This window comes from Pantoea sp. B566, assembly GCF_024793925.1.
Classification (GTDB): Bacteria; Pseudomonadota; Gammaproteobacteria; order Enterobacterales; family Enterobacteriaceae; genus Pantoea; species Pantoea ananatis.
On record NZ_JANUQL010000003.1, the window covers coordinates 130,017 to 152,477 of the forward strand.

Consider the following 22,461-nt stretch of genomic DNA (forward strand, 5'->3'; position numbering starts at 1 on the left):
ATAAGATGAATCAAAAATATCTGCTGTACATGTACTTACTCAAGGCGCGTACCTTTATTGCGCTGCTGATCGTGGTCGGCTTTTTTAGCGTGATGGTGCCTAATTTCCTGACGCCGTCGAACATGCTGATTATGACCCAGCACGTGGCGATTACCGGGCTGCTGGCTATCGGCATGACCCTGGTGATCCTGACCGGAGGTATCGATCTGTCTGTCGGTGCCGTCGCCGGGATCTGCGGCATGGTGGCGGGCGCGTTACTGACGTCGGGCGTGCCGCTGTGGAATGGCGCGCGACTGTTTCTTAATGTGCCGGAGGTGATCCTCACGGTCGCGCTGTTTGGCACGCTGGTGGGCATCGTCAACGGCACGATAATTACTCGCCTCGGCGTTGCCCCTTTCATCTGTACGCTGGGCATGATGTATGTGGCCCGTGGCGCAGCGCTGCTGTTTAACGATGGCGCCACCTACGCCAATCTGGTTGGCATGCCCGCGCTGGGCAATACCGGTTTCGCACTGCTGGGTTCCGGCACCGTACTGGGGGTTTTTATTCCGATCTGGCTGATGATCGGCTTTTTACTCCTTGGCCTGTACCTGACACGGAAAACGCCGCTTGGGCGCTATATCTATGCCACCGGCGGCAATGAGTCGGCGGCGCGGCTGGCGGGGGTGCCCATCATCAAAGTCAAAGTGTTTGTTTACGCTTTTTCCGGGCTGTGTGCCGGATTAGTTGGGCTGGTGGTGGCTTCTCAGCTGCAGACCGCGCACCCCATGACAGGCAACATGTTTGAGATGGATGCCATCGGTGCCACGGTGCTGGGTGGCACGGCGCTGGCAGGCGGCCGTGGCCGCGTGTCGGGCTCCATTATCGGTGCCTTCGTGATTGTTTTCCTGGCCGATGGCATGGTGATGATGGGCGTCAGTGATTTCTGGCAGATGGTGATCAAGGGCGTGGTGATTGTCACCGCCGTGGTGATTGACCAGTTCCAGCAGCGTTTACAAAGCAAAGTGATACTACTGCGCCGCCATGATAAGCAGCCGCCGGCGGTGCCCCATGCTGACATTCGTCATGGATAACAGGAGAACACAATGAACCGGGATTTTAGTGGGAAAACGGTCGTCATCACCGGCGCCTGTCGCGGTATTGGCGCAGGCATTGCCGCCAGGTTTGCCCAGGACGGCGCAAACCTGGTGATGGTATCCAATTCTGAACGTGTTTTTGCCACGGCGGACAGCCTGCGGCCCATCGCCAACGCGATTCTGGCCCTGCAGGCGGATGTAACCGATGAGAACGATGTGCAGCAGGTGTATCAGCAGGCATTTGAGCGCTTTGGCCGCATTGACGTTTCGGTTCAGAACGCGGGCATTATCACGATTGATACCTTCGGGAATATGCCCAAAAGCGATTTCGAACGCGTGCTGGCGGTGAATACCACGGGCGTCTGGCTGTGCTGTCGTGAAGCCGCTAAATACATGGTGCAGCAAAACGGCGGCAGCCTGATTAACACGTCTTCAGGGCAGGGGCGTAAAGGATTTATCTACACGCCGCACTATGCTGCCAGCAAAATGGGCGTCATTGGCATTACGCAAAGTCTGGCGCTGGAGCTGGCCCGCTGGAATATCACGGTTAATGCGTTTTGCCCTGGCATCATCGAAAGCGAAATGTGGGATTACAACGATCGCGTCTGGGGCGAAATTCTGAGCACGCAACAAAAAACCTATGGTAAAGGCGAGCTGATGGCGGAGTGGGTAGAGAACATTCCTCTTAAACGGGCCGGGCAGCCACAGGACGTTGCCGGGCTGGTCGCCTTTCTGGCATCGGATGATGCGCGCTACATTACCGGACAAACCGTTAATGTTGATGGCGGGCTAATTTTTTCCTGAAACAAGCGGGTTGTCTGGCCGCGACATGCGGCCAGGCGGCTCGCAGATGCACAAATATCGAGTTAAGTCATGAATCTGGGTCACATTATGCTAAAATAATTAGCGCTGGTTTTATCATTCTCATTGAGAAACCACCTGATGATTTTTATGCCCGGACGTAATGATTTGATGTTTAGACCTGTGACTTTCTCTCTCGCTGCTCTGACTGCGCTTCTGGCGCTGCCCGCCGGTGCGCTGCAAACGGATCATCAGGTGTCGGAAACCCCTTTTAGCGATCCCACGCGTTTTCGCCAGTCACTGGACGATCTTCCTTCTCTTGGCAACGTCGAAGATAACCATGACTGGAGCAAAAAGCTGGCGAAGGCGGCTAAAAGTATTGCGGAAGCCAATGAAAGCAGCAGTGATCTGACCCTGGGCGAGCAGGCCGGGCAGTGGGCTTTTGACCGACTGCGCGACGAAGTGGCGACGCGGGTTGAGAGTGAAGGGCAGTCTTTACTGTCGCCTTATGGCAACGCCGAGTTCAACTTAAACGTGGACATGGCCGGCAACTTTGACGGCACCGGCGGCAATCTGTTTAGCCCGCTGGCTGATGAGAATCGCTACCTTACGTTCAGTCAGCTTGGGCTGCACGACTCTGTTGAAGGCGTGGTAGGTAATGCCGGACTGGGTCAGCGCTGGGACGCAGGCAACTGGCTGTTGGGGTACAACAGTTTTATCGATCGTAGCTTTCGCACTGGACTTCAGCGCGCCTCGGTGGGCACTGAGGCCTGGAGCAACAATCTGCGCTTTTCTGCTAACTACTATCATCCCTTGTCCGGATGGCGTAATCGCGGTGACAGCCAGCAGTCCCGCATGGCCGAAGGTTACGACATCACCACCCAAAGCTATTTGCCGTTCTATCGTCAGCTGGGCGTATCATTCAGCTATCAGCAATATCTGGGGGAAAAGGTTGACCTGTTTAACAGCGGCAACCGTTACCATAACCCGGCGGCGCTCTCGCTGGGGCTGTCTTATACGCCCGTGCCGCTGGTGACCATTTCGGCCAGCCACAAAACCAGCAGTGCCGGAGAGAGCCAGGATCAGCTTGGCCTCAAACTCAATTACCGCTTTGGGGTCGCGCTGAGCAAGCAGCTGGATGCCAATAACGTCGCGGAAGCTCGCTCCTTACGGGGCAGCCGCTACGACACGGTGACGCGCAGCCAAAACCCGGTGATGGCCTACAGACAGCGTAAAACGCTGTCTGTATTCCTGGCGACGCCGCCGTGGCAGCTTAATCCCGGTGAGAGCGTACCGCTCAAGCTGCAACTGCGCGCCAGTCATAGCATTAAGGCGCTGAGCTGGCAGGGCGATACTCAGGCACTGAGCCTGACATCACCGCCGAACAATAATGCCATTGATGGCTGGAGCGTGATCGTTCCCCCATGGGACAGCACGCCGGGCGCCAGCAATGAGTACCGTCTGTCGGTCACGGTGGAAGACAGTAAACAGCAGCGCGTCACTTCAAACTGGATCACCCTGAAAGTGCAAGCGCCATTGTCGATGGATGAGCCCGCGGTTGAGGGTGCTGTCCAGATGCCCTCGTCCAGTAATAGCCTGAGTTTTAGCGAATAAGCAAGGTTACAGAGCGAGAGAGAGAGTATGTTGTCGTGCGGGAAAGTGCCTGCGATCTTTTAAAAATGGCGGTCACCGGGTTGCCTTGCTTCTTCTTGCTGCCAGCCTGGATGCGCAGACGTATTCACCTTCTCGAGTCAGACACGAGGCGACATTTTGTGTATTTTACCGATCCCGTCCGGGATTGCGGCGATATCTTCAGACGGAAGTGCACGCGCTGACATCATCGAAAATCTCATCCGCGAACTGACAGCGCGGGTGATTATTGAACCCGCAGGCTGTTGAACGTCGACGTGATTTCTCACTCCCAGCGTTGGCGCTGCTAAAGGGGGTTGAAGTGTGAGTGGGAACATCGGGCTTAGGCTGGCGGATGAAAAAACGGCCCGTCAGACACAGGCCGGGCCGTTTTGCAATGAGGGTGAGTAATTAGAACTGGTAGGTCAAGCCCACGCCAGTAATATCGTCTGTTGCTTTACCCAGCGGATTGTTTTTCTTCAACAGGTTAAACTTGTATTCCGCATAGACGGACATGTTTTTGTTGAAGTAGTAAGTTGCACCCACAGAAGTGTATTTATAGAGGTCGGCGTCACCAATCCCTTCAATGTCTTTAGCCTTGGAGGTGACATAGCCCACAGAAGGGCGGAAGCCGTTCAGGAACTGGTACTGTGCCACAACTTCCAGATTTTGCGTTTTATTTGCAAAACCACCGCTGATTGGAGTCGCGTTGAGGGTTTCACCGTACATGGCTGCCAGATAGATCTGATTAGCGTCATATTTGGCTGCTGTTGCCCACAGTTGTGCTTTCTCACCCCGACCAAAGGCTGCAGTGTTTTGCGCCGCAATACGATTCAGGCTGGCATAGGAGCCCACAAAGCTCAGGCCAAAATCAAAGTCATAGGACGTAGACAGGGCAAAGCCATCGCCGTTAGAGCGACGCACTTCCAGGCCTGTATCAGTGGTGCTGGTGCGATCGTTTTTGCCTTCGTACTGCGCCGCGACGTTCCAGCCTTTAACCAGACCAAAGAAGTCTTTATTGCGCCAGGTCAGCAGGCCGCCCGAACGCAGACTCAGGAATGCATCTGTGTTAGCCGAGTCGCCACCAAACACAGGCAGCATATCGGTATAGCCCAGTGCGTCATAAACCAGGCCATAATTACGGCCGTAGTCCAGTGAACCCAGTTGGCCGAATTTCAGACCGGCGTAGCCCAGACGGGTTTTGCTGCCGCTATTGGCATCACTGCCCTCAGAATTTGACAGGTTGTACTGGTACTGCCAGAAACCGTAACCGGTGAGCTGATCGGTAATCGCCGTTTCACCTTTAAAACCTATGCGGGTATAACTTGAGTCACCGTTGTTGCTATTATCGTCTGAAAAAAGACGCATAACGTTAACCTTGCCAATGAAATCCAGCTTATTCCCGTCTTTATTATAAATCTGTGCGGCCTGAGCAGTAGACAGACCGATCAGTAACGGCATTAATGCCGCCACTAATGTGCGCTTCATCATTTATTATTTACCCTGTGGTTATATTATTATTTCCCCTCTGTTGGGGTGAAAAGAAAATGACACAAATTGTTAATTCAGCCTAGCGCAATAAGTGTAACTAATTGTGTATTTTAAGGAACTAAATCCCAACCAAGCCAGTCTGGCGGCGATGGTGCTACCTGTCAGTGCTTTTTCTTATGACCCTGCCAGCAATGTAAATGCAAGAAAAGCATATAAAACAGATGATTAGTGATTTTTATAGAAAGGGGAAATGCAATATGGCAAAAAAATGATATTGCTAGCCTTTCTGTCTAAATAATCAACACACCTTGTGCAATAAATGAACAAAACAGGTTTGATGGTTAACCATTAGGTTGCTTAGTGATAATTAAATCGGCGATCGGTAATTTATTAACGCTCTGATGATAACCTGCGAAACAATATTACCAGTTTCATATAAATATATTTAAATTGAGAGGGTGAGTATTTTTAAATCACCTTTTTAAATTACGCCGATAAAAATCATGCCTGTCGCATTAACGTTATCTCTGGTACTTATCCTCCTCTGCACGACAGCCGTGCAACTGCCCTGATTTAAGGCGGTTGCTGCACTATTTTGAGCAGATAGTTTATCAGCGATCACAAAAGCGATATTTCATCCCGCGAATGCATAATTCTGCTTTAAAAAGCTCTGCTATCCCGCCTTTATCAGATAACTATTCACTTTTTATGCAAAATAAGTGAATAGTGACCTTTCGTAACCTATTGATATTCCTTAACCCAGCTTGTTTTATGCATTTTAGTCCTTGGCTGGCACGCTATCTGCAAACTAGAGTAAGCCGAGATTTATTACATTTTTAACAATTAACATACAAATACGTTACCCGCTGGGGAACAGGAGAAGGGCTATGTCACTGCAGGTTTCGCGTCAGGATTTTGATCAATGGATGATGCCCGTTTATGCACCCGCCAGCTTTGTACCCGTCCGTGCTGAAGGTTCAACCCTCTGGGATCAGCAGGGAAAAGACTATATCGATTTTGCCGGGGGCATTGCCGTTAATGCGCTCGGGCATGCGCATCCCGCTCTCCAGCAGGCACTTCAGGATCAAGCCTCACGCCTCTGGCACACGGGCAACGGCTACACCAATGAACCCGTTTTACGCCTGGCGAAGCAGTTGATTGATGTCACCTTTGCCGATCGGGTTTTCTTTTGTAACTCCGGTGCCGAGGCTAACGAGGCGGCGCTTAAGCTGGCCCGTAAAGTGGCCCATGACAGAGTCGGGCAGCATAAAAGTGGCATCGTGGCATTTAAGAATGCCTTTCATGGCCGTACGCTGTTTACGGTCTCAGCGGGTGGCCAGCCCGCCTATTCGCGGGATTTTGCGCCGCTCCCTGCGGATATTCAGCACGCCGCCTTTAATGACCTTGCCTCTGCGGCAGACCTGATTAACGACAGCACCTGCGCCGTGATTGTTGAGCCCATTCAGGGGGAAGGCGGCGTCGTGCCCGCCGAACCCGCCTTCCTGCGTGGGCTGCGTGAACTGTGCGACAAACATGATGCGCTGTTAATTTTCGACGAAGTGCAGAGCGGCGTGGGCCGGACCGGCGCGCTTTACGCTTATATGCACTATGGCGTGACGCCGGATGTGCTAACCAGTGCTAAAGCGCTAGGCGGCGGGTTTCCTATTGGGGCGATGCTGACGCGCGAGGATCTGGCTCAGGTCATGGGCGTAGGTACCCACGGAACGACCTATGGCGGCAATCCGCTGGCGGGCGCAGTGGCCGGAAAAGTCATGGAACTGATTAACCAGCCTGAAGTGATGGCCGGTGTCACGCAACGTCATGACTGGATTGTCGCGGCGCTTAACGACCTTAATCAGCGTTTGCACCTGTTTAAAGAGGTGCGCGGGCTGGGGTTACTGATCGGTGCCGTGCTCAGCGACGACTTTGCGGGCAAGGCGAAACAGATCAACCTTATCGCCGCGGAATATGGCGTCATGGTGCTGATTGCCGGAGCTAACGTGGTGCGCTTCGCGCCTGCGCTCAACATCAGCGAGCAGGAATTGAAGACCGGCATGGCGCGTTTTGCCCAGGCGTGTGAACACCTGCTACAAGGAAAGGCATCATGATGGTGATCCGTCCGGTCGAACGGGACGATCTCAGCCAACTGATGGAACTGGCGGCGAAAACGGGCGGCGGGCTGACCTCGTTGCCGGTTGACAGCGCCACCTTACAGGCCCGAATTGAGCGATCGCTGCAAACCTGGCAGGGCAGTTTGCCGCGGGCCGAGCAGGGCTATGTGTTTGTACTGGCCGACAGCCAGGATAATCGTGCGGTGGGGATCTGCGCCATTGAGGTTGCGGTTGGGCTGCAGGAACCCTGGTATAACTTTCGTGTAGGAACACAGGTGCACGCCTCGAAAGAGCTGAACGTTTACGCCGCCTTACCGACCTTATCGCTGAGTAACGATCATACCGGCAGCAGCGAACTCTGCACGCTGTTCCTGGATGCCGATTACCGCGATGGCAAAAACGGTTATCTCCTGTCGAAATCCCGTTTTCTGTTTATGGCGAACTTCCGCGAATACTTTATGGAGCGGGTGGTTGCCGAAATGCGCGGCGTCAGTGATGAGCAGGGGCATTCACCGTTCTGGGACAGCGTGGGCATTCACTTCTTTTCAATGGAATTTCGCAAAGCCGATTTTCTGAGTGGCACCGGGCAAAAAGCCTTTATCGCCGAACTGATGCCCAAGCACCCGCTTTATCTGCACTATCTGACGCCAGAAGCGCAGGCCGTTATTGGTCAGGTACATCCCAAAACGGCCCCCGCGCGTGCGGTGCTGGAAGCCGAAGGCTTTCGCTATCGCCAGTATATCGACATCTTCGATGGTGGCCCCACGCTGGAGTGCGATATCGACGACATTCGTGCGGTGCGCGAAAGCCGGATACTGACGGCTCAACGGGGGGATGCGCCACAGGATGCGCCGCTCTGTTTAGTCGCGAATAGCGATTATCACCAGTTTCGTGTTGCACTTTTACCTGTCGAACCCATGGCGAAAAGTGTTCAGCTCAATGATGAACAGCTGCAGGCGTTACACTGCCAGCCTGGCGACAGCCTGCGCGTCGTGACGCTGTGGAGCGAGGAGAAAAAAGCATGACGCACCTGATTAACGGACACTGGCTCAACGGCGAGTCAGTGCATTTTTCCAAACAGGATCCGGTCAGCGGTGAAATCCTGTGGCAAGGTTCAGCGGCCTCAACGGCGCAGGTGAGCGCGGCCTGCCAGGCGGCGCGGGCGGCATTTCCGGCATGGGCGAGACAGCCGTTTGCCGCGCGTCAGGCCCTGGTCGAACGCTTTGCGGCAGAGCTTGAGGCACATAAAACGGCCCTGGCCGAGTGTATCGCGCAGGAAACGGGCAAGCCGCGCTGGGAAGCCCTGACCGAAGTCACCGCAATGATCAATAAAATTGGTATTTCAGTGAAGGCCTATCATCAGCGCACCGGGGAACAGCAGCAGGGCGACAGCGCCTTGCGTCATCGTCCTCATGGCGTGCTGGCGGTATTTGGCCCCTATAACTTTCCGGGACATTTGCCCAACGGGCACATTGTGCCGGCCTTGCTGGCGGGAAACTGTGTTGTGTTTAAACCCAGCGAACTTACGCCTGCGACCGCAGAAAAAACAGTGCAGCTGTGGCAGGCGGCGGGCGTGCCTGCCGGCGTCATCGGGTTGGTCCAGGGCGGCCGTGAAACCGGTCAGGCGCTGGCGGCGGAACAGGAGATTGACGGGCTGCTGTTTACCGGCAGCGCGCATACCGGTTATCAGTTACATCGCCAGTTTGCCGGGCAGCCGGAAAAAATGCTGGCGTTGGAAATGGGCGGTAACAATGCACTGATCGTTGAAGATCCGGCGGATATTGAGGGCGCGGTGCATGTTGCGATTCAGTCGGCGTTTATTACCGCAGGTCAGCGCTGTACCTGCGCCCGACGTTTGCTGGTCAGGCGCGGTGCCGCAGGCGATGCCTTCCTGCAGCGGCTGATTGAGGTGGCAGGAAGGCTGCAGCCGGGCGCCTGGAACGCCAGTCCCCAACCTTTTATGGGCAGCGTCATCTCCTGCGCCGCTGCCGAAAAAATTTATGCCGAATGGCAGCAGCGCGTCGCGGCGGGCGGCAAGGTGCTGCTGGCGATGCGCTGGCCCGATCGCCAACAGGCATTATTAACCCCGGGGATTATTGATCTGACGGCGGTGGACGGTTTGCCTGATGAGGAAGTGTTCGGGCCGCTGCTGGGCGTGATCCGTTATGACGATTATCCTCAGGCAATTCGTCTGGCCAACCAGACGCGCTATGGTCTGTCATGCGGCTTGATTTCGCCCTCGCGTGCACAGTTTGAACAACTGCTGCTGGAAGCGCGGGCCGGGATCGTGAACTGGAATAAACCCCTGACGGGCGCCGCCAGCACGGCACCTTTTGGCGGTATTGGTGCATCGGGCAACCACCGTGCCAGCGCGTGGTATGCGGCGGATTACTGTGCCTGGCCGATGGCCTCGCTGGAATCACCTGAGCTTAGCCTTCCTGAAGCCTTGTCGCCGGGCCTCGACTTCTCGCCGCAAGGAGCCCGTTAATGAAAGCGATTGAAGCGAATTTCGACGGTCTGGTCGGACTGACTCACCATTATGCGGGCTTGTCATTTGGCAACGAAGCCTCCACGCGTCACCAGCGACAGCCGTCGAACCCGCGCCTGGCGGCAAAGCAGGGCTTGTTGAAAATGAAAGCCCTGGCCGATATGGGATTCGTTCAGGGCGTGATACCGCCCCATGAGCGGCCTAATATCGCCGTGCTGCGTCAGTTGGGCTTTAGCGGCAGCGACGCACAGGTGCTGGAAAAAGCAGGGAAAACCGCACCGGCGCTGCTGTCCGCAGCGAGTTCAGCCTCGGCGATGTGGGTGGCAAATGCCGCCACGGTTTCGCCTTCTGCCGACAGCGCCGATCGTCGTGTGCATTTTACCGTTGCCAACCTCAATAATAAATTTCATCGCGCGATTGAAGCCCCGGAAACGGCGGCGCTGTTGCGGGCCATATTTCGCGATCCGGCCCATTTTTCCGTGCATGATGCGCTGCCTCAGGTCGCGCTGTTTGGCGATGAAGGCGCCGCCAACCATAATCGTCTGGGGGGCGATTATGGTGATGCTGGCGTACAACTGTTTATTTACGGTCGTGATAACCAGTCTGGCTCGGCCCCGCAGCGTTATCCTGCCCGGCAAACCCGCGAGGCCAGCGAAGCCGTCGCCCGTCTTCATCAGCTTGCCTCCGACAAGGTAATCTTTGCTCAGCAAAATCCTGAGGTCATCGATCAGGGCGTTTTCCACAACGATGTTATTGCGGTCAGCAATCAGCAAATGCTGTTCTGCCATCAGCAGGCATTTGTCGATCAGCCCGCTTTGCTGCGTCGTTTGCACGAATGTGTTCCGGGGTTTGTCGCGCTTGAAGTGCCAACCTCCCGGGTTTCCGTGCAGGATGCGGTGAGCACCTACCTGTTTAACAGCCAGCTTCTGACCCGTGCCGACGGCAGCATGATGCTGGTGCTGCCCGAAGAGTCCCGCCAGCATCCTGGCGTATGGCGCTACCTGAGCGAGCAGGTAGAACGCGATGGACCGTTGCAGTCATTACAGGTATTTGATTTGCGGGAAAGCATGCATAATGGCGGTGGACCGGCCTGCCTGCGTCTGCGCGTGGTGTTAACGCCAGATGAGCAACGGGCGGTGAATCCTTCGGTACTGATGAACGATCGCCTGTTCACCATGCTCAACCAGTGGGTCGACCGTCACTACCGCGACAGGCTAACGCAAGACGATTTAACCGATCCGCAATTGCTGCAAGAAGGGCGGGTTGCCCTTGATGAATTGACCAGACTGCTAGACTTAGGAAATGTGTATGCATTTCAGCAGTGAAGCAGGCGCTGCCATGAGGGCTGCCCGCTTCCGGTTTTAAGGAGGAACGATGCAGGACTTTTTACAGCAGACGCTGTCTGGTGAAGCACCGCGTAAGCGTAAAGGTGAGACGGCGCATCTTCGCTGGCAGTGGTTGTATCACGGTATTCTTCTCATGGAGCCCAAAACGCCGGTTAAACAGGCGCTGGTGCTTTCCGCAGGGGTTCACGGCAATGAGACTGCCCCTGTAGAAATGCTTAACCAGCTCATCACGCCCTTACTTCAGGGCGAGAAGCCGCTTCAGCAGCGCATGCTGGTGGTATTGGGTAATCCCTCGGCGCTGCGCGCAGGAAAACGCTATGTGGCCTACGACATTAACCGACTGTTCGGCGGACGCTGGCAACAGATTGATGACGGGGATGAGGCACGGCGAGTGCTGCGGCTGGAACAAACGCTGGAGAATTTCTGGCAACTGGGCGAGTGTGATGAAACCCGCTGGCACCTTGACATGCATACGGCCCTGCGCGGTTCTTATCATACGCGTTTTGGCGTAATGCCCAGGAACGATCGGCCATGGCCGGCGGCGTTTTTGCACTGGCTGGCGGTAGCCGGACTGGAGGCGCTGGTTTTCCACCGTTCGCCAGCGGGCACCTTCACCCATTTCAGCTGTGAGCATTTCGGCGCAGCCAGCTGTACGCTGGAGTTGGGGCAGGCCCGGCCCTTTGGCGAAAACGATTTAACCCAGTTTAGCGCGGCTGCCCAGGCGCTGGCAGCATTGTTGTATGGCGAGACCTTACCGGAAGCGCAATCCGTTCCGCGCCGCTATCGGGTAAGCCAGCAGATCACCCGCCACAGCGAGAACTTTCAGCTTCATATGAGTGATGACACCAAAAACTTCACCGCCTTCCCGCAGGGGGCCTTACTGGCTGAAGACGGGGAAAAACGCTACTTCGTGCAGCAGGCGCGGGAGTATGTGTTGTTTCCTAACCCGCGTGTTGCGCTGGGGCTGCGGGCGGGCCTGATGTTGATTGAAGAAAGCGAACAAACCCAGGCATTGCCTCTCTGACCTTATCCAAATAAAAAGGCGGAAGACACCTTCCGCTTTACTGCTAAAGGCATTACAATTCTCCACGATTTATCCGAAATCTCCTGATTATTCATACTCTTTTTCAATTTCTCACCGCTTTCTTCTTAATCCCTCCATGATTGCCTGAATTGTGGCTTTTGCGCTTTCACGCTTTTACTCTCGCTCGCAGTAATTGACGTTCAGCGTCGTATGCTTGTTTCCGAAGACGCGACAGAGTGCTGTCGTTACGAAACTGAACAAGTGAATAAAAAGGACACTGTGATGCGTAAATTAACTTCTCTGTTACTGGCTTCTACTCTGGCATTTGGCGCGGCATCGGTTGTTCATGCTGAGGCAGATAATCTGACACCGCCACCGGCAGGCACGGAAAAGCCGATGCATAAACCAATGCGGCACGGTATGGATATGATGTTCGGCGGTCTGAATCTGACCGCCGATCAAAAAACCAAAATGCATGAAATTATGAAAGAGCGCCGTGGTGAAATGCAGCGTCCGTCACTGGATGAGCGTCGTGCAACCCATGCCATCATCGCCTCTGACAGCTTTGATAAAGCCCAGGCTGAAGCCCAGGCAGACAAAATGACGGCCAACGCGAAAGCAAACGCGGTTGCCATGATGGAAACGCAGAATAAGCTGTATAACGTGCTGACGCCGGAGCAGAAAAAACAGTACAACGCCAATTTTGAAAAGCACCTGACTGAAAAACGTCCGATGCACGGCAAACTGGCGCCTGCACCTGCACCCGCGCAATAAGCTGTACGTTAATCAGTAAACACGGTTGAAGACCGCCGGCCTTGTCCACGTGATGTGGGCAGTGTCGGCGGTTTTTTTTATGTTAGAGGGGAATAACAGGGTAGTTGCCAGACAGCACCGGGCTGCAGAGAATTTTGTAGCCGTCATGATCGAATCCACCTTTGCCACGTTTAAGGGCTTTTGCCTCTTCGATCGTGTTTACCGAGCCCAGATAAAACCAGTGATCGATAACGTGGATCTGCGTCATGTGTTTGCCTTCCTCCACCAGCGCCACGGCACCCTGCCACGGCCAGCAGAATACCCGCACGCTCTCCAGCGCAGACAGCAGCCTGTCCTGATGATCGCTGACGGGCTCCTTGCCACAGCAGGCCCCGGCACAACGGCGCAGGGCAGAGCGGAAACAGCCCCGGCTGGCACTCACCGCTTCCAGACCGAGTAAACCGTGGCAGAGTTGATATTCATCGGCGAGCTGTTTCAGGCGTTCCAGCGCGGCAAAACGACTGCGGTAAAGCCCAAACAGATTCGGTGACTGACTAAAATCGACGTCACGGGCATAGACGACGTCCGGTTTACCCTCTGGAGTAATGCGCAGCGAACAGAGCTGGCGGTTTTTGCGCAGACGTTTATTAAACAGGGGCTGCTGCGTTTTGATCATCTGCGCTTCCAGCAACAGCGCACCGAGATCGCCCGCCGTAGGGATCCAACTGACGCGCCGCGACTGTCGCAACATCTTTGCTTCGTCAGGCGTACGAAAATGGGACATCACACGCGAACGCAGATTCACACTTTTGCCGATGTACAACGGCAAGGTCTCGCTGTCGCCATGAAAGGTATAAACGCCGGGCTGATTGGGCAGGCCTTCCAGCCATTCACGCAAATGCTCCGGGTATTCATAAATGGTTGCCGCGTCAAATTCGAGGCGATGGGTCGCTGCACGTCTTACCAAAACGGACTCCTGTACTGGTTGTCCATACAGTGTAACAGGCAGGTTAAACGTTCGCCAGTCTGAGATTTATAAACGTCGGGTCGCCAGCCAGCAAAGTAGCGACCCGGCGGTGATCAGGGCGACGCCCTGCCAGAAACTCACCGCCGGCGCCAGGTCCAGCCACAGCGAGGCCAGCAGCGCCGAGAGCACCGGCGTGAAGTAGGATGCGGTCGCCAGCAGCGTCAGGTTGCCATGCTGGATACCATAGTTCCAGGCCGAATAGGCAACCGCCGTCGATGCGCCCATAAACAGCACTTCTGCAGCAGCCGTCAGGCTAAACTGCATGGTTTCCTGAGGGGTGAACAACGCGAATTTGAGCCACAGCGCCAGAGCCGTCACCACAAAAAACAGGGTGACGCCGTTGCTGCCACGTGCAAAGCGGCGCGTGATGTTGTTGTAGAGTGCCCACGTTAATGCCGCAATAAACGCCAGCAGGTAGGCTGTGGGATTGCGGGTCATATTCTGCGTCATCTGGCCCAGTACATCTTCGTTGGCGCCCTTCATCACCCAGATGATTCCGCACAGGGAAAGCAGCAGTCCGGGCCACAGCCACAGGCGAAAACGCTGTTGATTAAGCGGAATGGCCAGCAGGATGGTCAGACATGGCCAGAGATAGTTGATCATCCCCAGTTCCAGCGACTGTTGACGGTTGCTGGCGAGACCAATCGCCAGCGCCAGGCAAATTTCATAGCCGACAAACAGGGTGCCGCCCACAAGCAGATAGCGCCCTGGCAGGGAGCGCGGATGGGGGATGCCGCGCGTGAGGCACAGTAAAATCGCTGTCGTGGAATAAATCAGCGCGGCGCCGCCGGTCGGGCCAAACGCCTCACTGACGCTGCGCAACAGGCCAAGGGTGGTGCTCCAGAGCAGAATCGCACTCAAACCGATTAAGGTTGCGCGTGATAAGTTAGCAGGCATAAAACTCAACGTTTAAAGGAGCCGCCAGCGGGCAGCGAGCGCAAAGTATGCTAACGGTAAGCATGTAGCCTGTCCATCAGGTATTCCGCCAGGGGAACCTGTAACAGGCCCTGTGCGGAGCAACGTTTTTCCCTCAACGCCCTTCATGAATGGCCTGATTAACAGGTTGCATAACGCGATCGCAATCCAACCCTTGTGGCTTTCCCTCTATTGACGAGCCTCGCAAGCGCATCAACCCTGCGCAGGCAAAGGGGAATGACCACAGGATTAGGTTTCATGGATTTCCGTCCGCGAGCGCCAGAATAGGGTGGAGTGTTAAGAATTGGTTAAGGATTTATTACAGTGAGTAACGATGTGTTTTTTTATGAGTCATGATAATAATAACTTATTGTTTTTCAAATGATTCATCCACGTTAAATGCTTAATAAACAATGCCTGTTTTGGGCGCTGTTATCACCTTTTTATGTCGATAGTTAAGGTCTGCGTCTGAAATTTTTAGACGAATTAACTGTTTTAATTACAACCAGGTGAAAAATATGACTATAACACAGCGGCTTTTACTGACCTTTTCTCTTCTCTGCATGGCGCTGATAACCATGGTTATCGTGGCGATTTCTGTCGCGGACGGTTTTCAGTACCGTTTCCAGTATGTGCAGGAAAATACCCTTCCTTCTATTACTGATATCGCCAAAATGGTTGACGGCAGCAACGCCATTATCATCGCGCTCTACCATCATCAGAGCATGACCGATCCCGCTAAGCAGATGCAGATTGAGAAAGAAATCAACGGTGTCTTAAACCATATTTCGCTGCTCAACCAGAATTACCTTAAGAACGATATTTCCAGTGAGGAAGATCGACAGATGACCGAAAAGGCATTTGTCACCATTAAAAGAATTGAGGCTGATCTGCCTGCTTTTCTCACCGCCTCACGCGCACAGAACGATGCGGTTTCTTTGTCGATGCTGCAGGGTAATAGCGGTATCGGTGCGGTAACCCGACAGCTGATTGACGATTATCAGAAACAGCTGCAACTGAATGTGGATATTGGTAATCAACTCCGTAAAGAAAATGACAGCACCTATCGTCATACTTTACTCATTCTGATTGCCGGCTCAGCTTCAGCCATACTGCTTTTGGGCTTTTTTACGCTTAAAACCATTTTTGCTATTCGTCGTCAGCTCAACGCGATGCGCCACACAATGGAAGCCGCGAGCGAAAATCTGGATCTGACATTACGTGCAGATGACGCTCGCAGAGATGAAATCGGCCTGACGGCAAAGGCATTTAACCATTTGGTGGAAAACGTTGCCCTGTCCCTCAGCGCAGTAGAAAGCGCGGCGCAGTCGGTCAGCACGGCTTCCGCACAAATTTCTGCGGGCAACGAAGATCTCTCCTCCCGTACGGAAGAGCAGGCTGCCTCCCTGGAACAGACGGCTGCCAGCATGTCTGAGTTGAGTGAAACAGTGCGTCAGACGGCAGAAAATACACGACTTGCCAGCCAGCTTGCCCAAAACGCGCGTGATATCTCTGAAGACAGTGCGTCACGCGTGAAGGCGATGCTGATGACCATGGGTGATATCCGGACGAGCTCGACAAAAATTACCGATATTATTGCGCTGATTGAAGGTATTGCATTCCAGACCAATATCCTGGCGCTTAACGCGGCGGTTGAAGCGGCGCGGGCAGGCGAACAGGGGCGTGGTTTTGCCGTGGTGGCAGGGGAGGTGCGCAATCTGGCTCAGCGATCGTCTTCTTCTGCCAGGGAGATCAAAGCGCTTATTGAAGCTTCTATGCTCCATGTGGAAGCCGGCTCGAATCAGGCAGAAGGCGTGGGTAACAATATTACGCGCATGACAGACGCGGTCCGTCAGGTGACCGATTTAGTCGATGAGATTTCGGTTGCTGCAAACGAACAGTCTCAGGGGATTAATCAGGTGCACCTGGCCGTAAACCAGATGGATGATGTGACGCAGCAAAATGCCTCTCTGGTTGAAGAAGCGTCTTCTGCATCCCGTTCATTAATGGATCAGGCCTCAACCCTCAACCAGCTGGTTGCTACCTTCACGCTCGCCAAAACGCAGCGCCAGGCACCGATCCAAAGCAGCATGGTCGGACGTGCAGACCGCGTGCCACTTCCTGCCCGCAACGCGATGGCAGCGGCGAGTGACGCTGACTGGCAGCGTTTTTAATCGGGAACCTATTACATGGCAGCGCCCGGCTACTGAGCTGACCGGGCGCGATGACAACGGATAAAGACGAGGGGGGATTATTTCCAGAAATCGTCGAAAACGGTCACAGGCGGACGACGCTTGTGCTCGGTTTTCAGGTACCAGCCTTCAATGATCGTCGCGCTTTCCGGCGCAATGGTTTTGCCTTCCAGATAGTCATCGATCATGTCGTATGTCACACCCAGCGCGACTTCATCCTGCAGGCCAGGACGATCGTCTTCAAGGTCGGCGGTGGGTTTTTTCAGATAGAGATGCTCGGGACAGCCCAGGGTTTTCAGCAACTGTTTTCCCTGACGTTTATTCAGGCGGAAGATTGGATTGATGTCACTCCCGCCGTCGCCATATTTGGTGAAGAAACCGGTAACGGCTTCTGCGCCGTGGTCGGTACCGACCACCACACCTTTGGTCATGCCGGCAATGCTGTACTGCGCTTTCATACGTTCGCGGGCTTTTTCATTACCGCGGATAAAATCGGACAGGGCGATGCCCGCGTCTTTCAGCGCCCGCTCGCTGGCCAGCACCGCTTCTTTAATGTTGACCACCAGCGAGCGATCCGGCTGGATAAAGGCCAGTGCATCCTGACAGTCCTGCTCATCGGCCTGCACGCCATAAGGCAGGCGCACCGCGATAAAGGTATAGTCTTTATCGCCCGTTTCTTGCCGAAGTTCCGTTATTGCCATTTGGGCCAGTTTGCCGGTCAGGGTTGAATCCTGTCCCCCGCTGATACCGAGTACCAACGTCTTAACACCGCTGTGACGCGTTAAGTACGCTTTTAGGAAATCAACGCTAGTGCGGATTTCCTGTTGTGGATCGATAGTCGGCTTAACGCCGAGTGCGGTAATGATTTCCTGCTGCAGTGACATCAACATCTCCTCAAGTCTGTCGCTCGTTGGCACAATACAACGCCTGTTTTAACGCTAACGCGCCTCCCTGTAAACAACAAGCCAAAGCGACAGCTGTTTTTATCAGGGCAGGCGGAATCACAGGGTTTTTGCACCGGATGCCGGTTTTTTCGCCAAAGCCATAAACGTCAGTATAGCCAGCATGTAGCAGCCAAAAACGGTCAGCGTCATACTGATTACTGATGTTCCTCCGATGCCCGTCACCGGTACGGCAATGGCCCCCAAGGTAAACATCGTCACGCCAATCACGGCTGAAGCGCTACCGGCGCGCTGCCCCTGGCTTTGCATCGCCAGTGAGGCCGCCGTCGTGGAAATCACGCCGTTACTGGCAACGGTAAAGAACAGGGCCAGCAGTAACAGCGGCAGGGGAGCATGACTTATTCCCGCGATCAGCAACAGGCTGGATGCCACGCCTGCCAACGTCAGCCCGCCTTTTAGCACCCGAAACTCCCCCCACAGCGGACAGAGCCGGGCGCTGGTCTGAGAGGCGATGATTAGCCCGAAACCGTTTGCGGCAAAGCAAAGGCTGAACGCCTGCGGTGACAGGCCATAACGTTCCTGCAGAACAAACGGCGAGGCGCCAATATAGGCAAACATGCCCGACATCATCAGCCCCTGCGTCAGACAAAATCCCATAAAAGGGCGATGGGTAATAACCTGGCCCAGCGCCGCATAGGCAGAAAAGACCGATCCCTGACTGCGTCGCCCGGCGGGCAGACTTTCATGCAGCTTCCCGCGCGCCAGCAGGATAAGTAAAACCGCGATACAGCCCAGCACCACAAAGATACCGCGCCAGTTCAGAAAGGTCATGAGTGCGCCGCCCAGTACAGGCGCAGCGACAGGTGCCAGGCCGTTTACCAGCATTAACAGGGCAAAAAAGCGGGTAAGTTCATGACCACTGTACATGTCACGAGCAACTGCCCGTGAGAGCACCGCACCGCCTGCGCCTGCCAGTCCCTGAAACAGGCGAGCCAGTAGCAACTGGTTAATGTCCTGCGCCAGCGCGCAGCCCACCGAGGCAATAAACAGCAGCACCAGGGACAACGTCAGTGGGCGCAGGCGGCCAAATTTATCGCTCATCGGCCCGAAAAACAGCTGCCCGGCTCCCAGACCGAGCAGCCCGGCCGTCAGACTGAGCTGTGCCGTTGAGGTCGATGTCTGAAGATCCGTTGCCAACTGGGGCAGCGCGGGCAGGTACAGGTCAATGCACAACGGCCCCAGCGCGGCGAGCAATCCCAGTGTAATGGCATAAACCAGGCGGTTTGGTGATGAAAGCTTCATGTATCCTCTATAGGTAAAAAATGTGACATTGTCACTTTTAAGGGTTGTTGCCAAGGCAGGCCCGGCAAGCGTGCTGTCTCACTTATTGGCGGCTGCGCAAAGGTCATCTCGGGGCATGTTATCAAAGCATCCTGAGCGAGTTGAGTTTAAGTCTGTCATTAACTTGAAAAAAACCGTTTTATGTTCCAGGCTTTTCAGCACATGGACAAAAAACGAGGAACAACAAGATGAATAAAGTGATGGGATGTATCGCTGCGGCGCTGACGCTGGCTGCGCTCTCTGGTTGTACGACTTACGATCGTGCCGAAAGCTACGTGACTAAGCCGGTGGTTAAGGACGTCAAAAAAGGCATGACCCGCGAGCAGGTACGCCAGATTGCTGGCCCAGCTTCCACTGAAATCACCATGGTGCATGCACGTGGTACCTGCCAGACCTACGTTATCGGCGAGCGTGACGGTAAAGCCCAAACCTATTTCGTCAGCTACAACGATGTAGGCCGCGTGATGAACTACGGCTTCCAGAGCTGTGCTGAATACGACACAGACCCGCAGGTTAAGCAGTAATTAGCCGCTTTAAATAAGAAACGGCTCGCCATTGGGTGAGCCGTTTTTTTTATAGCTACAATCCTGCCGGTCGGGGCACTTCAATGTAGCTGCCGTTAATTTCCCGCTGATAGTAGTGCCCGTCCTGCACATAAAAGCGCCTGCCGTTAAAATCCAGCACTCTCATGCCCGTTTCGTAGGTTTGCACAGGCGGCTCAACCACCACGTACTCTTCTCCGTGACGCTGATAATAACTGCCGTTAAGCAGGTAATACGTTAATCCGCCAATCAATACCGCCGTTGCGGCCAGCGGCAGAACATGGAAGTGATCGGGGCCGTGCCAGCGCGGTGCCGGACCATGCCAGCCTGGGCCGGGTCGCCAGTGTGGACCCGGGCCCCAGTCGCCGGGACGAGCAAACGCGTGAGTGGGCGCGACAATTGCTAGCGCCAGTAATGAGGCGATAACCGTTTTCATGAGCATTCTCCTGCAGTTATTACCTGCAGAATTCTCTTTTTGCTGCGTAAAGACAAGGGGAAATGCTGTGCATTATTGCCCGTTTACCACGCTTAACGTTTTCTTAACGGGAACAGGATGATGATGAAGAAATAAGGAGAAGATAAGACAAAAACAGAGAGAAAGACCTGGCGGTGGACGCCAGGTCCGGCGTGATTAGCTGTGCTCTAATTCACTGTGCTCGCTGCGCTCTAAAACGCGTTTATCGGTCAGGCCCAGCCAGCGACTGGTAAGCGATCCTGCGGTCATTGAGCCATTAACGTTTAACGCGGTTCGTCCCATGTCAATCAGAGGCTCAATGGAAATCAGCAGCGCGACCAGTGTGACCGGCAGCCCCATCGCAGGCAGGACGATCAGCGCGGCAAAGGTCGCTCCGCCGCCGACACCGGCTACGCCTGCTGAACTCAATGTCACAATGCCGACCAGCGTGGCAATCCACAGCGGATCAAAAGGATTGATGCCGACCGTCGGGGCGACCATCACTGCCAGCATCGTCGGATAAAGACCGGCACAGCCGTTCTGTCCAATGGTGGCACCAAATGAGGCCGAGAAGCTGGCAATCGATTCAGGTACGCCAAGGCGGCGGGTTTGCGCCTCCACGTTCAGTGGAATGCTGGCGGCGCTGGAGCGGCTGGTAAAGGCAAAGGTCAATACCGGCCACACTTTGCGGAAGAAGCGCATAGGATTGATGCCGTTGACCGACAGGAGCAGCGCATGAACCACAAACATAAGGGTCAGGCCCAAATAGGATGCCACAACAAAGCTGCCCAGCTTGATGATGTCCTGCACGTTGGAGCCGGCAACGACTTTGGTCATCAGCGCCAGCACACCATAAGGTGTCAGCTTCATAATCAGGCGAACCAGCTTCATCACCCACGACTGCAGCGTATCAATGGCGGTCAGTACCCGCTGGCCTTTTACCTCATCATCCTTGTGCAACTGCAGGGCAGCCACACCCAGGAACGCGGCGAAGATGACCACGCTGATGATGGACGTCGGGCTGGCACCAGTTAAGTCGGCAAACGGGTTTTTAGGAATGAATGACAGGATTAACTGAGGCACTGTCAAATCAGCGACTTTACCAACGTAGTTGCTCTGAATTGCGCTCAGGCGAGCCGTTTCCTGGGCGCCCTGTACCAGACCGGTCGCGTTAAGGTGAAACAGGCCGGTGACAAAAACGCCGATCAGGGCAGAAATTGCCGTTGTAAACAGCAGTACGCCGATGGTCAGAAAACTGATTTTTCCCAGTGAGGAGGCATTGTGCAGGCGAGCCACGGCGCTGAGAATCGACACGAACACCAGCGGCATCACAATCATCTGTAACAGCTGAACATAACCGTTACCCACGATGTTAAACCAGCCGATAGAGGCTTTAACGATATCGCTGTTGCCGCCATAAATCAGCTGGAGCGCGAGGCCAAACACCACACCCAGCACCAGGCCAGTCAGAACCTTTTTCGACAGGCTCCAGTTTGCCCGGCCAAGGCGCGACAGCAAAAGCAGTAGCAGCACAAATGCCACGACGTTAAGCGTAAGAGGAATATCCATAGCAACTCCGATGTAATGCAGCATTCCCTGGTCAGGAGAGCAGCAGAGGTTTGATCGTAAAGATACGTATCCAGAAATGGTAACAGTTAGAAATCGCGCAATCTTATATCCAAATGGAATAGCTTATAACCTTACCCTTTTTGCCGGGCAATTAACGCTCAGATTGCGCAGAAATGAGACGGCTAACGCCATTTTGTAAGGTGTCGAATACCTGGGCGGGCCAGCCATTTTCGCCAAATGAAGGCATCCCTACCGGGAACCACAGAGCGTAACCGATCAGGCATAAACAGAGCGCTCGCTCCAGTTGATTGCCTTTCTGGCTGTGCAGTACCGGCAGGCGAAAACGCCAGCGGCAGGGCCAGAGTAGTGGAACGCCAGCGGGAGTGAGCATATCCGCCACAATATGGCTCAGATAACCGAGTGTCATGCCCTGCAATACATCGGCCGGGAGGGGCCAGCTTTTCGGGACGTTAATCTGAAACAGCCACAGGCTGGCCGCCACCGCAAGCAGGCTGTGGGTAAATCCCCGATGACCAAAGGCCCGCGCAATAGGGTGGGACAGCCAGCGAAGCCGCTGTCCTAACAGAGATTTGGGATGATCGATATCGGGAAGCAGGCAGGTCAGTAACGTGGCCGGGATCAAATGCCACCAGTCTGCGTGCGCCATCACCGGCGTGAGTTCGGCCCGTTTGGCAAAAATAGCGCTGGCAACCGCAAAAAAGATATGGCCCTCGGCCGTCATGATAAAACCTGGCTGCAAAAACTGTCGATGCATCCAGTATAGGGATTTATCCAGTAAA

Annotated in this window: 19 protein-coding genes; 11 read left to right on the top strand and 8 right to left on the bottom strand. The window is 54.6% G+C overall.

The annotated features are described in order from the left end of the window. The first annotated feature begins 5 nt into the window (after positions 1–5). The 3 genes from NYE92_RS02325 (at position 6) to NYE92_RS02335 (ending at position 3,491) form a co-directional block, all read left to right on the top strand. Positions 6–1,073: an ABC transporter permease gene (locus NYE92_RS02325; RefSeq protein WP_014593577.1), complete on the top strand. Its 1,068-nt coding sequence runs from the start codon at positions 6–8 to the stop codon at positions 1,071–1,073. A gap of 12 nt (positions 1,074–1,085) precedes the next feature. Continuing rightward, the gene (locus NYE92_RS02330) at positions 1,086–1,880 is read left to right on the top strand and encodes a glucose 1-dehydrogenase (protein ID WP_013025553.1); all 795 of its coding nucleotides are present in this window, start codon (positions 1,086–1,088) and stop codon (positions 1,878–1,880) included. A 138-nt stretch (positions 1,881–2,018) separates the two neighbouring features. Further along, a complete protein-coding gene (locus tag NYE92_RS02335) occupies positions 2,019–3,491 on the top strand; it encodes a YchO/YchP family invasin (RefSeq protein WP_014605981.1) in 1,473 nt (490 codons plus the stop codon). 426 nt (positions 3,492–3,917) lie between these two features. Here the strand turns inward: NYE92_RS02335 and NYE92_RS02340 are convergent, their stop codons facing one another. After that, complete coding sequence (locus tag NYE92_RS02340; protein WP_110286820.1) at positions 3,918–4,997, bottom strand: porin; 1,080 nt, start codon at positions 4,995–4,997, stop codon at positions 3,918–3,920. Positions 4,998–5,884: 887 nt separating this feature from the next. Here NYE92_RS02340 and NYE92_RS02345 point away from each other — a divergent pair. The 6 genes from NYE92_RS02345 to spy all read left to right on the top strand — a co-directional run bounded on the left by NYE92_RS02345 (position 5,885) and on the right by spy (position 12,740). Beyond that, positions 5,885–7,105, top strand: a complete 1,221-nt coding sequence (locus tag NYE92_RS02345) for an aspartate aminotransferase family protein (RefSeq protein WP_259018465.1) — start codon at positions 5,885–5,887, stop codon at positions 7,103–7,105. Further along, complete coding sequence (gene astA / locus NYE92_RS02350) at positions 7,102–8,133, top strand: arginine N-succinyltransferase (RefSeq protein ID WP_259018466.1); 1,032 nt, start codon at positions 7,102–7,104, stop codon at positions 8,131–8,133. Before NYE92_RS02345 ends, astA begins: the two co-directional genes overlap by 4 nt. Continuing rightward, positions 8,130–9,596: a succinylglutamate-semialdehyde dehydrogenase gene (astD, locus tag NYE92_RS02355; RefSeq protein WP_015700435.1), complete on the top strand. Its 1,467-nt coding sequence runs from the start codon at positions 8,130–8,132 to the stop codon at positions 9,594–9,596. Before astA ends, astD begins: the two co-directional genes overlap by 4 nt. Next, entirely contained in the window at positions 9,596–10,921 is a 1,326-nt protein-coding gene (astB, locus tag NYE92_RS02360; protein ID WP_029568717.1) for an N-succinylarginine dihydrolase, read from the top strand. The genes astD and astB overlap by 1 nt, the downstream gene beginning before the upstream one ends. Positions 10,922–10,970: 49 nt before the next feature. Next, on the top strand, positions 10,971–11,966 hold the full coding sequence (gene astE / locus NYE92_RS02365) for a succinylglutamate desuccinylase (RefSeq protein WP_014605977.1): 996 nt from the start codon (positions 10,971–10,973) through the stop codon (positions 11,964–11,966). Between the two features lie 282 nt (positions 11,967–12,248). Beyond that, positions 12,249–12,740: an ATP-independent periplasmic protein-refolding chaperone Spy gene (gene spy, locus NYE92_RS02370; RefSeq protein ID WP_014605976.1), complete on the top strand. Its 492-nt coding sequence runs from the start codon at positions 12,249–12,251 to the stop codon at positions 12,738–12,740. Positions 12,741–12,822: 82 nt separating this feature from the next. Here the strand turns inward: spy and cho are convergent, their stop codons facing one another. Then, positions 12,823–13,686: an excinuclease Cho gene (gene cho / locus NYE92_RS02375; RefSeq protein ID WP_013025562.1), complete on the bottom strand. Its 864-nt coding sequence runs from the start codon at positions 13,684–13,686 to the stop codon at positions 12,823–12,825. 66 nt (positions 13,687–13,752) lie between these two features. Beyond that, complete coding sequence (gene yddG, locus NYE92_RS02380; protein WP_259018467.1) at positions 13,753–14,643, bottom strand: aromatic amino acid DMT transporter YddG; 891 nt, start codon at positions 14,641–14,643, stop codon at positions 13,753–13,755. 536 nt (positions 14,644–15,179) lie between these two features. On the opposite strand from yddG, the gene NYE92_RS02385 reads away from it, so the two are divergent. Further along, entirely contained in the window at positions 15,180–16,835 is a 1,656-nt protein-coding gene (locus NYE92_RS02385) for a methyl-accepting chemotaxis protein (RefSeq protein ID WP_259018468.1), read from the top strand. A 77-nt stretch (positions 16,836–16,912) separates the two neighbouring features. Here NYE92_RS02385 and nadE read toward each other — a convergent pair whose 3' ends face one another. Next, positions 16,913–17,737, bottom strand: a complete 825-nt coding sequence (nadE, locus tag NYE92_RS02390) for an ammonia-dependent NAD(+) synthetase (protein ID WP_259018469.1) — start codon at positions 17,735–17,737, stop codon at positions 16,913–16,915. Positions 17,738–17,854: 117 nt separating this feature from the next. Continuing rightward, a complete protein-coding gene (locus tag NYE92_RS02395) occupies positions 17,855–19,057 on the bottom strand; it encodes a multidrug effflux MFS transporter (RefSeq protein WP_015700430.1) in 1,203 nt (400 codons plus the stop codon). Positions 19,058–19,284: 227 nt separating this feature from the next. Between NYE92_RS02395 and osmE the strand changes: the two genes are divergently transcribed. Continuing rightward, the gene (gene osmE / locus NYE92_RS02400) at positions 19,285–19,620 is read left to right on the top strand and encodes an osmotically-inducible lipoprotein OsmE (protein ID WP_013025567.1); all 336 of its coding nucleotides are present in this window, start codon (positions 19,285–19,287) and stop codon (positions 19,618–19,620) included. Between the two features lie 55 nt (positions 19,621–19,675). On the opposite strand, the gene NYE92_RS02405 is transcribed toward osmE, so the two are convergent. The 3 genes from NYE92_RS02405 to NYE92_RS02415 all read right to left on the bottom strand — a co-directional run bounded on the left by NYE92_RS02405 (position 19,676) and on the right by NYE92_RS02415 (position 22,403). Further along, positions 19,676–20,074 carry a DUF6515 family protein gene (locus NYE92_RS02405; RefSeq protein ID WP_014605970.1) on the bottom strand — a complete coding sequence of 133 codons (399 nt, stop codon included), beginning with the start codon at positions 20,072–20,074 and terminating at the stop codon, positions 19,676–19,678. Positions 20,075–20,269: 195 nt separating this feature from the next. Then, positions 20,270–21,661, bottom strand: coding sequence for an L-cystine transporter (locus NYE92_RS02410; RefSeq protein WP_014605969.1), 1,392 nt, complete (start codon positions 21,659–21,661; stop codon positions 20,270–20,272). A 151-nt stretch (positions 21,662–21,812) separates the two neighbouring features. Continuing rightward, positions 21,813–22,403, bottom strand: coding sequence for a metal-dependent hydrolase (locus NYE92_RS02415; RefSeq protein WP_259018471.1), 591 nt, complete (start codon positions 22,401–22,403; stop codon positions 21,813–21,815). Positions 22,404–22,461: the final 58 nt, after the last annotated feature.